This window comes from Peribacillus simplex (assembly GCF_030123325.1).
Classification (GTDB): domain Bacteria; phylum Bacillota; class Bacilli; order Bacillales; family DSM-1321; genus Peribacillus; species Peribacillus simplex_D.
In genome coordinates this window covers 1798194-1811301 of sequence record NZ_CP126106.1, presented here as the reverse complement: position 1 = coordinate 1811301, position 13108 = coordinate 1798194, and the positions used below count along the sequence as shown (strand labels likewise).

11 protein-coding genes and 2 pseudogenes are annotated in these 13108 nt (G+C 38.0%); 2 read left to right on the top strand and 11 right to left on the bottom strand.

Going from position 1 to position 13108, the window contains the following annotated elements; all coding sequences use genetic code 11:
- Positions 1-13 precede the first annotated feature (13 nt).
- Together QNH43_RS08770 and QNH43_RS08765 are read left to right on the top strand one after the other, a co-directional pair.
- Positions 14-928 carry an iron-hydroxamate ABC transporter substrate-binding protein gene (locus QNH43_RS08770; RefSeq protein WP_283917499.1) on the top strand — a complete coding sequence of 305 codons (915 nt, stop codon included), beginning with the start codon at positions 14-16 and terminating at the stop codon, positions 926-928.
- Positions 929-1255: 327 nt separating this feature from the next.
- Positions 1256-1490: pseudogene (locus QNH43_RS08765) on the top strand (recombinase family protein); the annotation flags it as partial.
- Between the two features lie 204 nt (positions 1491-1694).
- On the opposite strand, the gene lpdA reads toward QNH43_RS08765, so the two are convergent.
- The 11 genes and pseudogenes from lpdA to QNH43_RS08710 form a co-directional block, all read right to left on the bottom strand.
- Positions 1695-3110 carry a dihydrolipoyl dehydrogenase gene (gene lpdA, locus QNH43_RS08760; protein WP_283917498.1) on the bottom strand — a complete coding sequence of 472 codons (1416 nt, stop codon included), beginning with the start codon at positions 3108-3110 and terminating at the stop codon, positions 1695-1697.
- Positions 3111-3114: 4 nt separating this feature from the next.
- Positions 3115-3381, bottom strand: a pseudogene (locus QNH43_RS08755) (2-oxo acid dehydrogenase subunit E2); the annotation flags it as partial.
- Positions 3382-3586: 205 nt separating this feature from the next.
- A complete protein-coding gene (locus QNH43_RS08750) occupies positions 3587-3979 on the bottom strand; it encodes a hypothetical protein (protein WP_283917497.1) in 393 nt (130 codons plus the stop codon).
- Between the two features lie 26 nt (positions 3980-4005).
- On the bottom strand, positions 4006-4788 hold the full coding sequence (locus QNH43_RS08745; RefSeq protein ID WP_283917496.1) for an SDR family oxidoreductase: 783 nt from the start codon (positions 4786-4788) through the stop codon (positions 4006-4008).
- A gap of 203 nt (positions 4789-4991) precedes the next feature.
- The gene (locus QNH43_RS08740; protein WP_283917495.1) at positions 4992-6254 is read right to left on the bottom strand and encodes a glutamate-5-semialdehyde dehydrogenase; all 1263 of its coding nucleotides are present in this window, start codon (positions 6252-6254) and stop codon (positions 4992-4994) included.
- An 84-nt stretch (positions 6255-6338) separates the two neighbouring features.
- A complete protein-coding gene (locus tag QNH43_RS08735; protein WP_283917494.1) occupies positions 6339-7682 on the bottom strand; it encodes an SCP2 sterol-binding domain-containing protein in 1344 nt (447 codons plus the stop codon).
- A 430-nt stretch (positions 7683-8112) separates the two neighbouring features.
- Positions 8113-8709 carry a TetR/AcrR family transcriptional regulator gene (locus tag QNH43_RS08730; RefSeq protein WP_283917493.1) on the bottom strand — a complete coding sequence of 199 codons (597 nt, stop codon included), beginning with the start codon at positions 8707-8709 and terminating at the stop codon, positions 8113-8115.
- A 630-nt stretch (positions 8710-9339) separates the two neighbouring features.
- Positions 9340-10332: an NADP-dependent oxidoreductase gene (locus QNH43_RS08725; protein WP_283917492.1), complete on the bottom strand. Its 993-nt coding sequence runs from the start codon at positions 10330-10332 to the stop codon at positions 9340-9342.
- A gap of 103 nt (positions 10333-10435) precedes the next feature.
- Positions 10436-11494 (bottom strand): alkene reductase, encoded by a 1059-nt coding sequence (locus QNH43_RS08720; RefSeq protein WP_283917491.1) that lies wholly within the window; start codon positions 11492-11494, stop codon positions 10436-10438.
- A 14-nt stretch (positions 11495-11508) separates the two neighbouring features.
- Positions 11509-12357 (bottom strand): alpha/beta fold hydrolase, encoded by an 849-nt coding sequence (locus QNH43_RS08715; protein ID WP_283917490.1) that lies wholly within the window; start codon positions 12355-12357, stop codon positions 11509-11511.
- 111 nt (positions 12358-12468) lie between these two features.
- On the bottom strand, positions 12469-13044 hold the full coding sequence (locus QNH43_RS08710) for a TetR/AcrR family transcriptional regulator (protein ID WP_048678351.1): 576 nt from the start codon (positions 13042-13044) through the stop codon (positions 12469-12471).
- Between the last annotated feature and the right edge of the window lie 64 nt (positions 13045-13108).

The following is a 13108-nucleotide window of genomic DNA, read 5'->3' as shown; positions in this document are numbered from 1 at the left end:
TAAGGAGAAAAAAATGAACAAGAAACTTACTATTTTATTTAGCATTATGTTAATTCTTATTTTGTCCGCTTGCGGACAAACTTCTTCAAATGATAGTAAATCGGAACAAAAAAATAAACCTAGGAGTGAAGAACCTAGAATCGCTTCACTTTCCATCCATCTAACAAATGATTTGCTTGCATTAGGTATAACTCCAGTTGGTTCTGTTATTGGTGGGGAATTAAAAGATTTTCTGCCTCATGTTAAGGATCAATTAAAAGATACGCAAAAGCTTGGACCTGTAAAAGATCCGGATATGGAAGCATTGATTGAACTAAACCCTTCTGTGATTTATCTTGATAAGGAATTTTCAGGAAAAGATGTATCAAAATACGAAAAAATCGCACCGACTCATGTATTTAATCTTGATGAAGGAACATGGAGAGATCATTTAAAGTCAGTAGGTAATCTTGTCGATCGTCAACAGCAAGCAGAAAAATTCATTTCAGATTATGAAAAACAAACAAAAGAAGTGAAAAGTTTAATTGAAAATAAACTTGGTGAAGGCAGTAAAGTAATGGCAATACGTGTTACGGCAAAGGAGTTACGAGTATTTAGTACAAAACGACCAATGGGACCCATCTTATTTCAGGATTTAGGTTTTAAACCTGCCAATGGTGTTGAAGACATTGATAAAAATCTACCTTACGAAGTCATATCTCAAGAAGTTCTTCCAGATTTCGATGCAGATGCTATATTTGTCATCGTCAACAGTGACGATGAGTCTCAGACAGCTTTTAAACAGTTAGAAGATACACCCATTTGGAAAGGGTTGAAAGCAGTTAAAGGAAAACATGTTTACGTAGTTCCGGATCAGCCATGGCTTGACTATTCAGCACTAGGAAATAAAATGGCCTTGGACAACGCAAAAGAAATCTTTTCACAATAATAGGCCAGAGATATTTTTTTGGTATATATCATAATAACTATTAGGTATTTCAGTTACCAGAATAAATATTATTAAGGTAAAACCTATCGAATTACCTTACCCCCGTCTCGTAGACTATTTAAGAAAGCCTGCACAGCCTTTCTTAAATAGTCAATAGAGGAAGTAAGCATGCAAAAAAGCTCTTATTATTTAAGAGCTTTCTTGTTGTGTAAAAGTATATTGATTTTAGTCTTCCTTAACAACAATTTGATAAGATTACATAAATCGGATACTAAGTATGTGGAAAACAATAACGTGGATTAACATGCCGCACCTATTATTATTCATACAGGAAGACTTATCTTTAACTCTTGAGTTCCTTTGCAAAGTTTGAGCGTGACATGATCGTGGAGAGAACCCAGAAAGACAAAGCCATAGTAAGACAGCTTGAAGTTTCAACGAGGGTCGTCCTAACAAGTACACCAAGAAACAGATCTCACACGCTCTAAAGCTTCTTGGAAGCCATTCATATAAACAAGTAGAGGAATTGACTGTAATTAGCAAAAGCACTCTTTCATGCTGATGAAAGCAATATGCAACTTATTACTCAAAATGCGTATAACAAGTAATGGTTGGGAGTTCTTATTGAACTCCCGTTAATTTAATAAGAATAAAGTAATTTTACGACTGAGACCATATTTTAGTTATTCAAGAAACGGCGCAATTCTGGAGTAAAGATTGCATAGTTTACTTCTGCTTAAATTGATTTGTTCGGTACAGAATCCAATCAATTATTAATGATATGAATTGGGGTTCCAAGTGCCACTTCGGCAGCTTCCATTGTCATTTCTCCAAGTGTTGGATGCGCATGGATTGTCATAGCGATGTCTTCTGCAGTCAGTCCTGTTTCAACAGCCAAACCTAACTCCGAAATGAGATCTGATGCATTTGCTCCGACAACTTGCCCTCCGATAACAAGTCCATCTTCTTTACGAGTTACAAGCTTAACGAACCCCTCTGTGCTGTCAAGTGACAAGGCACGTCCATTTCCCGCATATGGGAATTTCGCAGCTACTACTTCAATACCTTCATCTTTTGCTTGTTGTTCAGTATAACCTACAGTTGCAAGTTCAGGGTCTGAAAATACGACAGCTGGAATGCCTATATAATCAATTTCAGATGGATGTCCGGCAATCGCTTCAGCAGCAATTTTTGCTTCATAGAATGCCTTATGTGCTAATTGTGGACCTGGAACAACATCACCGATTGCATAAATATTAGGAACATTCGTGCGGCATTGCTTATCGATTTCAATAAGTCCACGGTCTGTCAATTTTACGCCGGCTTGTTCAAGACCTATTTCATCCGTATTCGGGCGTCGTCCGACCATCACAAACACATAATCAGCGTCTATTTTCTTTTCTTCACCTTTTACTTCAAAGGTTACAGTGACGCCATTTTCTGTTTCTTCTACACCTTTTGCCATTGCTTTGGTATAGAATTCTACACCTTTTTTCTTCATACTCTTTTTAACAACGGCTGACATTTGTTTCTCAAAACCTACGCCCAAAATTTCATCTGCACCCTCTAAAATCGTTACTTGGGTACCAAAGTTTGCATAGGTACCGCCAAGCTCGATTCCGATAACACCGCCGCCAATAACAACGATTTTTTCAGGAATTTCATTTAAGCTGAGGGCACCAGTCGAATTTAGAACGCGTTTTGAATATTTAAATGTAGGCAACTCGATTGAACGCGATCCTGTTGCAATAATTGCATTTTTAAAGGTGTATGTTTGAGCATTTTTTTCGCCTATTACGCGTAATGAATTACTGTCTACAAAGAATGCTTCACCACGTACAATCTCAACTTTATTTCCTTTTAATAGTCCTTCGACACCGCCAGTTAACTTTTTCACTACACTATCTTTCCACTCTTGTACCTTTGAAAAATCAACCTTTACATTCTCTGCTGTAATTCCATATGCATCGGAATGCTTAGCTGTTTCATAGCGGTGACCAGCGGCTATTAATGCCTTTGAAGGAATACAGCCGACATTACAACATACACCCCCAAAAAATTCCTTTTCAACAATTGTTACTTTTTGTCCCAGCTGGGCAGCACGAATTGCTGCTACATAACCCCCAGGACCTGCACCGATGATTATAGTATCTGTTTCAATTGGGAAATCTCCGACAACCATTTACTTACGCCTCCATTAACAATTGTTTTGGGTCGTTTAATAATCGATTAATATGATTCATTGCATTCTGTGCTGTAGCTCCGTCGATCATTCTGGGGTCGAAGCTTACAATTTTTTCACCCTCTCGAACAATTGGTTTTTCAGCAATACGGCCAACCCCAAGAATAGCTACTTCAGGATGGTTAATAACAGGTGTAAACCATTGTCCGCCAACTGAACCAATGTTTGAAATCGTACTTGATGCATCCTCCATTTCATTTGGTGCAAGTTTGCAAAGCATATCCCATCACAGCATCAGCTATATCACAAAGTAACCCATCATGTAGCGTGCCCATTGGATTATGCAATCTTCCAGAAGCTTCCGTTTCAATAACAACTTACCTTCTTCAACATCTACCACCTTAAAACCAAGTACTTGTGCAGCTGGAGATTCAGGTATTTAACCGTCATCATTTTCTTAATTGCTAATAACCCAGCTAAGGGGATATTGCAAGAAGGCCAAGCGAGATCGTTGTTGCTAATAATCCTGCCTGTGTGTAGTTCATATTTAAGTCGGCTTGCATAAAAGGCATTAACACACCATAAGCCAATCTTGCAAAGCCAGTAGTCGAAATAACCAACAAGAAACCCGCAATAAGTTGTGACCACATAGACCATTTTTTATGTGCTAGAATATAAATCCCCCCTGAATAAAAAACCAATCGGTCTCTTTTTTGTTCAAAAAAAAGAATAAAAAATAAAATTAGAAAAGAATAGCATTTATCTGCATGATGACCATGTAAATATCGCTTATCCTTATACAATCTGCTGAGGGCCAATGCACTGTAAGAGAGAATAAATAAAGTCATCTGTTCAGAATCAACATTCATGTTTAATGTACCACTGTTCCGTATAGTTAACTCTTGGTTTGAGTCAGCACATTGTCAACAGTTTTGCTTATCTGATTTAACATAAACTGAGGTGCAACACGACTCATGAACTTCAGCGCACTGCTCTGCCCCGGCAGGATCTCAAAGCGATCCTTTTTCAAACCCTTGATTGCGTACCTAACCATATTACCGGCATCCATAGGTTTTACGGCTTTAATCTCGTCGGCATCAAAAACTTCAACTAAAGGGGTCTGAATAGCTGGAGGCGCCAATTCAAACACTTTAATATTAGTATTTTTTAGCTGTATTCGCAGTGATTGTGTAAATGAATGAATACCGGCTTTCGTCGCACTATATACGGGCAATGCCGGATAAGGAACAAATGCAAGTGCGGATGAGACATTCATAATCGCAGCGGATTTCTTCGCCTTTAAATGCGATAAGAATTGGTTCACCATGCGGATCGAACCACTGAGGTTAATTTCAATCTCGCTACTGAAATCCACTAAATCAACTTCTTTGGTATGAAAGTTCAATTTATGCATAACCCCAGCATTATTGATCAGAACATTCAGTTCAGGAAATTGACTGATTACTTTTTCATAAAGGTCAGATATGGCCTTTGGATCGCTTACATCACTCTGAAATGTGTGAACGTTTGGCAGTTTCTTTTTAGCTAAGTCCAGTTTGGACTTAGACCGCCCGGTAATAATTACGGTGTTCCCAAGCTGAAGGAGCTGAGCAGCAAGCTCGAATCCAATCCCGGATGTTCCGCCCGTTATGAGAATTGTGTTGGAATCCATTTTCATAAAAATCAATCCTTTCTCTAAATGATTTATATAGTGGCTTTACTTGATTTATTGTGCAACAAGATTCTCAAAGAGCATAAGCATGTTTTTAAGAACATTCATTCTAATTTATAAAAAGCTTCATTTGTTCAGTATTGCTAAGGAAAAATCCGCTATACGATGTAACTTTTCTTTAAAACCACAATACTGTATATTGTGATTAATTAAAGACGAATTTGTCCGTCTCCATTGACATAATATTTTGTCGTCGTTAAAGCTGGTAACCCCATTGGTCCTCTTACATGTAGCTTTTGTGTTGAAATGCCAATTTCGGCGCCATATCCAAATTCAAAGCCATCTGTAAAGCGTGTTGAGGCATTATGATAGACAACTGCTGCATCAATATCATTTAAGAATTGTTCAACATTCTTTGGCGTTTCCGACACAATACTCTCGGAATGTTTTGTACCATATTGATTAATATGAGCAATGGCTTCTTCAACACTATTTACAGTTTTCACACTGATGATTAAATCTGAAAATTCTTTTGCATAATGTTCCTCTGTTGCTTTGAGGGCTGTTGGAAATTCTTTACAAACTTTTTCATCTCCATAAATTTTAACCCCAGCAATTGATACCGTTTCAAGTAGTTCTTTCCCATAATTATTAAAGAATTCATCATGGATTAATAAACTTTCAATCGCATTACATACTGATGGACGCTGAGTTTTAGCATTTAGTACGATTGGTCTTACAATATCGTATTTTGCGGTTGCATCAACAAAAACATGGCAGTTACCAGCCCCTGTTTCAATAACAGGCACACTTGCTTCACGTACCACTAAATCAATTAAATCTTTGCCTCCACGAGGAATTAAAAGGTCCAAATACTCTGTTAAGTTAAATAATGTTTTAGCTGTTTCTCTTGACGTATCCTCGATTAAAAGTACCGCACTTTGTGGGAATTGCACACGTTTCAATGCTTGATGTATAGACGTAACTAAAGCCATATTGGTGTGTTTTGCTGAACTAGAGCCACGGAGTAGAACTGTATTTCCTGTTTTTAAAGAAAGCGTAGCTGCATCAATGGTTACATTCGGTCGGGCTTCATAAATCATACCGAGGACACCGAGTGGCACACGTCGCTTACTAATAATCAGTCCATTATCCTTATTTATGCGTTCCAATTCTTCTCCTATTGGATCGGGCAAATCAATTAGTAAATGAATTGCATCACTTATGGCTTTAACCCGTTCTGGATTCAGCATAAGACGATCGATTATGGACTCAGATAACCCTAATTTATGACCATATTCAATGTCTTTTGCATTTTCTTTTAGTATTAACGCTTGATCTATTAGTAATTGCTCTGCAATTGCTAATAGTGCTGTATTTTTTTCTTCAGTTGTTTTATTTTGCATTTCTAAACTTGCTTCTTTTGCAAGCTTTGCTTTATAAATGACTTCATTCTCAATAGCTGTACTCATTGATTTTACCTCCTAAACATTTAAGTTAATTTACTAATGATGAAGAAAATTAAAAAGCATATTTCTTTAAAATCTTCTCATTTTTTATGACGGAAAGCACTTGCTGAAAGCCTTGAACAGCTTTAACTGGCCTTTTGTGCGAATTTTACCTGACATGACGGCTGATAATACCCCTGTTTCTTTGGCCATCAGCCGAATCCATGTTTGACTGTCTGCAATAAGTTGGAAATCTGCATCCCCGATATGTCCCTTTTCCACAGTAAGGGTCTTGTTCTTAATGATAACCGTTGCTTGAGCATCTTCTTCTCCAGTAAATGTAAAATGATAGGTAGCAGCTAAATCTTTTGCTTGATTTCTTTGAAACATATGAGGAAGCACTTGCAAAAACGCCCGGATTGATTTCGATTGTAGTCCGTTGCTCACCGGCCGAACTTGTTTATGGGGAAAACGCTTTTTGACATGATCCTCAGCGTCGGAATTCGGCACTACATACACCATTTCGCTTTTATCTTGCAGTGGTTTGACAACGTCCTTCAAAAATTTCTTCCGATCGTCAAGAAACTCACCAATTACATCTTCTCCAGCAGGACAAACGGACAAACAGTAGGCCGCTTTATAGTTAGCTCCAAAAGAAAGACTCTGCCACATAGATGCTGTTTCTGCATCATTTACTTTTTCCCTGTATGCTTTAGAATTTTTGCTGTCGGTAATATTCTTCACCCAATCAGTGAAGCCGCCGGAAAATTCTCTATAGTTGTGGGTATAACAGGCGGAGAAATTAAAATGACCATCAGCGCCAATGGCTCCTACCGGGCAGGCAGCTACGCACAATTTGCACTCCAAACACGGATTATAATCAATGGGCTGACTTTCCGAAGTCATATCTGCATTTGTAAGGATCGTACCTAACAAAATAAAGTTGCCGAACTTGGGATGAATGACATTTCTATGGATTCCGATTTGTCCGAGTCCAGCCGCAACCGCAATTGGTTTATGTGAGATGACCCATGCTTTTCCGGTACTTTCCTGCTCCATCGGGAATCCTGCTGGCGGATTCAATGCTTTGATCCCTTGCTCTTCAAGCTCTTTCACGATTTCATGTCCGATATGCGTTACGTTATCGACAACATGATGAAATTCCGTATTTGCAATGGATCGAGCTGTCGAACGCAAGGGCTCGCGGTTCATTTTACAGACGAAACTAATAAGCGTCCTGGCTTCAGGAAACAGATTAAAAATTTCTTTTCGTTGGTCCTCAAGTTCGTTTCGGTCAATAGAGACGAATCCAACATCGTCGGCTCCTGCATGTAGACATAAATTCCGCAACCATTGTGTATCTATGCGCCTGCCTTCGGTTCCCTGCACAATTTCCTTTTTCTTGTAATATTGTTTTACGGTAGGATGATCATTTATTGTCATCTTTTTCATGGCGCTCAACTCCTTAGTCGTTCAATTTAACGCCCATCCGTCAGTACTACCCTGTTTGATGGCCTGCCCAATCATTCGAAGTCGGCATTCCATACAGACTTCGTAAAATTGATTTTTAGTTCTAGCGTTGTGAATGTCTACCCTTCGCTGAGGGTAGATGTGTAGGCTATTCTCATCGCTGTATCAGTAGCATCTCAAAGTACGCCGTCGTGAAGCTTTCTACCAAGGCTCACAGAACTTGTACGGAAAGCCCATCGGAACGGTCAAGACTTATAGTTTCTTTTGCCCATCGATGAACAGACGAGATCCACTATGACAGCATCCTTGTCAGATTTCGTAGTATCGCCTTCTAAGTATTATAGATAGTTAAAGAGACCGTTCGGTCTTTTTTAGTCTAAAAAAAAGCCATCTCCGGCTTCTTTTTAGACTGCTAGGCACAGTTCTGAGCAAGAAACGATCTAAGATGATGCACAGCTCTTTTCATGTACTCTTGGTTCTTGTAAAGTTTGCTAAGTGCTAGCGCCCCCTCCAGCGTGGAGATAAACACTGTCGCCACAAACTCGGGATCCACTCCTTGTTTAACCTCACCCTTCTTTATGCCTTCCTGAACAAGATTACGAACCATTCCGAGCAAACCATCCATTGCTTCACGGACTTTTTCTTGAAGCAATAGGTCTGCGTCATCTGCCTCAATGGCAGCATTCATAATCGGGCAACCTCCCGGAAACAATTCTCTTTCAGCTATCCCCTCGAATACGGAAATAATGGAAAGAAGACGTTCCATGCATCCTTGTTTGCCTGCCATTGCTTCAGAGAAAAAATGACTCATCGTGTCAATGGAAAAGGAAAAAGCGCTCAACATTATTTCCTCTTTATTTTCGAAATGGTTATAAATCCCTCCTTTTCGAAGACCAGTCTCGTGCATGATGTCGGATATAGAAGATGCCCTATATCCTTGGCTATTAAAAAGTTTCGATGCTTTTTCTAAGATCAGGGCTTTAGTCTGTTCTCCCTTGCGATTAACCATGAATCTATTTGCCTCCGTTTGAAAAAAGTCTACGAAATTCATAAGACCATTCGGTCTTTTTTTATTGTACAATTAGGTAGTATATTTGTAAAGTACAAAAAATAATAGGCATATAAAAAGGCAGCAAGTTTGTTCAAAAATAACGAACTTCAGGAATGCTAACCTGCCCCGTTAGCCATCCATGAAGCGCAAAAATCAGCGCTTCACCACAGAGAATGAAAATTGGTCTCTATGTCGATAATGTTTTAATGGCTGGTGAAGAAGGTCCTTGAACTTTGGTGCCTTTGAGCCCATCCGTTAGTCTGACTCCGGCGACCACGGTGTACCACCGACTGTCGCGCCCTTTATGGATAGCACTCATGGGAGATTAATCCTTTTTTGGTCGTCGCGCTTGCCTCTACTTAATATGCTATGATTGGAGGTTTTTGTTTAACGATTGACCAAACTCAATCAGATTACTCATAAGGCTTAGCCTTTTTTTAAAAAAGCGTTTTTACTGGGTCTATTTTGTTATGGTTTTTTCTAGATTTTGAGCTTTTTTAAAATTTTCATGGGAGTTCTATAAGCAACCTCGATAAGTAAAAAAAACAAACACTTTCTACCTAGGAAAGGTTTGTTAGATAAGACTAATTATTTTAATTTAAGTGATATTTTTCCTTTTGCTCTTCCCGCCTCTGCATACTCCAATGCTTTTTGGGCATCTTCGAAAATAAAAACTTTATCAAGTGTAGGCTTAATCACTTCTGACTCTAACATTTCTGTTAAAATTTTCAACTGTTCTCCACTATGCTTCATAAAAAGAAACGTGTATTGGACATTATGTTTTTTTTCTAGCTTCGTAAGTCTATAACTTGCAATTGAAAATAAGGTTTTTTTAAATGAGCTAAATCCGTTTTCTTTAGCAAAGCGACCATTCGGGATTCCAGATATAGAAACAATCTTTCTTCCTTTTTTTAATGTTACAAATGATCTCTCTAACGTCGCCCCCCCAATGGTATCAAGAACTGCGTCGTAGTCACGAATCGAATGTTCGAACTTTTCTGTCTTGTAATTAATAACTTCGTCAGCGCCAAGAGATTTTACTAAATCACTACCATCACTAGCTGTAGTTGCGACAAAAGCACCCATATGTTTTGCAAGTTGGATAGCAAATGTTCCTACTCCCCCTGATCCTGCATGTATTAATATTTTATGTCCTTTTTCAATTCGCAGAATATCATGTAAAGCTTGGTAGGATGTCAATCCGACTAGAGGGATGGAGGCGGCTTCTTCAAAACTTAAATTTTTAGGTTTTAATGCAATATCTTCTTGGTTAACAGAGAGATATTCAGTAAAAGTTCCCATTTTATTTGCTCTAGGTCGACCATATACCTCATCACCGACTTTAAACTTCGTGACACTAGTACCTACTTCAACAATTTTCCCAGAAAAATCGTTTCCTAAAATTAACGGCATCTTGTATTTCAATAATAATTTTAATTCACCTTTTCGAATTTTTGTATCAAGAGGATTTATACTTGCCGCATATATCTCAACTAAGACCTCGTCATTATTAATTTTGGGCATAGGGAAGTCTAAAAAATTTGGTTTTTTACCGTAGTTTTCAATTGCTAAAGCTTTCATTACAATCCTCCACATTTTTATTTAACGTACATGTATCTTTTCATAACGAACCTAAGAAAAAAGATTATGAATATCCCTAGATGGGATATTCATATTAAATAAATTATTTTAAGAAAGGATAATCTGTATAACCTTCTTTTCCTCCTGCATAGAGCGTGTTTTTATCAGGTTCGTTTAGGGGGGCACCTGATTGAATCCGTTCTACAAAGTCTGGATTAGCTAGTACCCAAGTGCCTACTGTGACAACATCTGCAAGATTATTATCTACATCAGACGAAAGTTGATCTAGCGGACGACCTGGACGGTTAACAAGAAGTGATTGATCCCAAAGTTGACGCACATCTTTTAGGAATTGCTCGTTTCCAAAGTGCATTAAATGCAGATATGCAAGGTTAAGCTTATTTAATTCACTTATTAAATAACGATACATCTCAAGGCTATTTTCCCCCTCATCAATGCCTTGCAGTGTTCCTTGAGGAGAAAAACGGATGCCTGTTCTTTCTGCTCCTATTTCATCAACAACTGCTTTAGCTACTTCAATAGCGAATCGAGAACGCCCCTCAATCGTACCACCGTATGGATCTTGACGATGATTGGAGTTTTCACTTAGGAATTGTTGGATCAGGTAACCATTCGCTCCGTGAATTTCAACTCCGTCTGCACCAGCTTCAATTGCTGAACGTGCTGCTAAACGAAACTCATTGATAACATCTTTTATCTCAAGCTCACTCAATTCTCTTGGTGTTGGAATTTCTTTCATTCCTTCTGCCGTGAAAATTTCTACACCAGGTGCAATAGCTGACGGTGCAACTGCTTGGCGGTGGTGAGGTGTGTTATCAGGGTGTGATACACGTCCCACATGCATAAGCTGAACAAAAATATGACCGCCTTCACTATGAACTTTAGAAGTTACTTTTTTCCACCCTTTAATATGATTTTCTGTATAAATTCCAGGTGTATTAGTGTAACCTTGCCCATCATCTGAAGGTTGGGTTCCTTCGCTTATAATTAAACCGACTGAAGCACGCTGACCATAGTACTCTGCTACTAAATCGCTCGGCGTACCATCTGGTAAAGCTCTACTTCTAGTCATCGGAGCCATACCTATACGATTTTTCATTTCAATGTTTCCGATACGAACTTTTTCAAATAATCTGCTCATATGAATACTCCTTTTTAATAAGAATTAGAATCAAGAAATGAATTTACGTGTTCTGCAAATAGTTCTGGAAATTGAAACAGGTGCCCGTGACCAGAATCGGGATATATAATCAGCTGTGCTTTGGGTAATTTCTCTGTTAAGATATAACTGTTTTTAGTCGGTACCATCACATCATTAATACCATTAGTAACAAGTACAGGGTGTTTGATGGTTTGTAACCATTCATAATCATGATTAGATTTTTGTTTAGCCCATTTTGCAATGGCTTGTAATTGTGCCTCTTTTACTTGTTCTGAACTGTTTACTTTTTTCTGATTAAAAATTCTTTGTAGTGAAGCCATTCCTGCAGATTTACTTGTTTCGGTTTGTCCGTAGAAAAAGAACATAAAATCATTTATTCCATCTTCTTCCGTTCCGCCGTGACGATTCATTCTTTCAAAAATCTCTGGATTTGGATTAATACCAGATTCAGGCGAAGTACCTGCCATAATAATTTTTCTTACTAAATCTCCCTCTTGTAAAGCTAGCTCCTGTGCTACCATGCCACCAATGGAAAAACCAAGAATGTCAACTTGTTCTAATCCAAGAGCTTTTATAAATGTTGCTGTATCTTTTGCCATATCAGCAATTGTAGTAGGCGTTAGTCCATCGGTCTCACCAACCCCTTTATTGTCAAATAAGATTACTGGGCGTGTATTTGCAATAGGTTCAAGCATGTTTGGATCCCAGTTTTCCATCGTTCCTCTAAAGTGAACAAGAAATACTACTGGTATACCATCTTGTGTACCAAATTTTCTATATGCGTAACGAGTTCCATCTGCTTCAATAAATTCCGATTCTGTTGGTATTTTAAAGTTTGTCATTTTTGTGTTCCTCCTTAGAAATTAAAAAACGATTTTATAAGTATTTCATTATGGTGGTTTGTTTCATATTAATTTTAGAATGAACGTTCTAAAAAGGGTAAAAAAAGAAAGCTAGTCCAACACTGAAAGTGCTAGAGTGATGATGCCTTCTAATTCTTTTTTATTGTAATTAGTTTTTATTAGTACTCTTATCCCTACCAAATTGTTGTGTAAGAAACGAGATGTGTTATCAGAATCGATTTCTTTTGATAGCTCTCCACTAGTTTGGCCCCGTTTTATAAGGTTATTAAACATATCTTCAGTACGGTTAAACATTTTTGTAACTATGCGTCCAATTTCTTTGTCCAGCAAAGATAATTCAATGGCTGCATTTACTGATAGACAACCTTTTGGGTATTGTTCAATGGAATTCAGTACGAAAATAAAAACATCACGTATCGTCTGTTTAATGGATGAAGTGCTACTAATTATGCTTTCCATCTCATTGACGATGAGCTCTTCATAGTGATTAAGGGAAGCTAAAAACAATGAACGCTTGTCACCAAAAGTATCATATATACTCCTCCGGTGTATCCCCATATGATCCACCAAATCTTGCATGGATGTTTTTTCATAACCCTGTTCCCAGAAAAGCTCCATTGCCTTTCTTAATACTGCTTTTTCGTCAAACTCTTTACTTCTAGCCATTTTATTTCTCCTTTAAAAAATACATGAACCAATACTAACAAAAACAAACGTCATAATCCATTAT

Excerpts from the sequence above, each read along its gene's own strand:
- QNH43_RS08770 (WP_283917499.1), top strand. The coding sequence starts at position 14 with ATGAACAAGAAACTTACTATTTTATTTAGCATTATGTTAATTCTTATT.
- lpdA (WP_283917498.1), bottom strand. The coding sequence starts at position 3,110 with ATGGTTGTCGGAGATTTCCCAATTGAAACAGATACTATAATCATCGGT.
- QNH43_RS08750 (WP_283917497.1), bottom strand. The coding sequence starts at position 3,979 with ATGAATGTTGATTCTGAACAGATGACTTTATTTATTCTCTCTTACAGT.
- QNH43_RS08745 (WP_283917496.1), bottom strand. The coding sequence starts at position 4,788 with ATGAAAATGGATTCCAACACAATTCTCATAACGGGCGGAACATCCGGG.
- QNH43_RS08740 (WP_283917495.1), bottom strand. The coding sequence starts at position 6,254 with ATGAGTACAGCTATTGAGAATGAAGTCATTTATAAAGCAAAGCTTGCA.
- QNH43_RS08735 (WP_283917494.1), bottom strand. The coding sequence starts at position 7,682 with ATGAAAAAGATGACAATAAATGATCATCCTACCGTAAAACAATATTAC.
- QNH43_RS08730 (WP_283917493.1), bottom strand. The coding sequence starts at position 8,709 with ATGGTTAATCGCAAGGGAGAACAGACTAAAGCCCTGATCTTAGAAAAA.
- QNH43_RS08725 (WP_283917492.1), bottom strand. The coding sequence starts at position 10,332 with ATGAAAGCTTTAGCAATTGAAAACTACGGTAAAAAACCAAATTTTTTA.
- QNH43_RS08720 (WP_283917491.1), bottom strand. The coding sequence starts at position 11,494 with ATGAGCAGATTATTTGAAAAAGTTCGTATCGGAAACATTGAAATGAAA.
- QNH43_RS08715 (WP_283917490.1), bottom strand. The coding sequence starts at position 12,357 with ATGACAAACTTTAAAATACCAACAGAATCGGAATTTATTGAAGCAGAT.
- QNH43_RS08710 (WP_048678351.1), bottom strand. The coding sequence starts at position 13,044 with ATGGCTAGAAGTAAAGAGTTTGACGAAAAAGCAGTATTAAGAAAGGCA.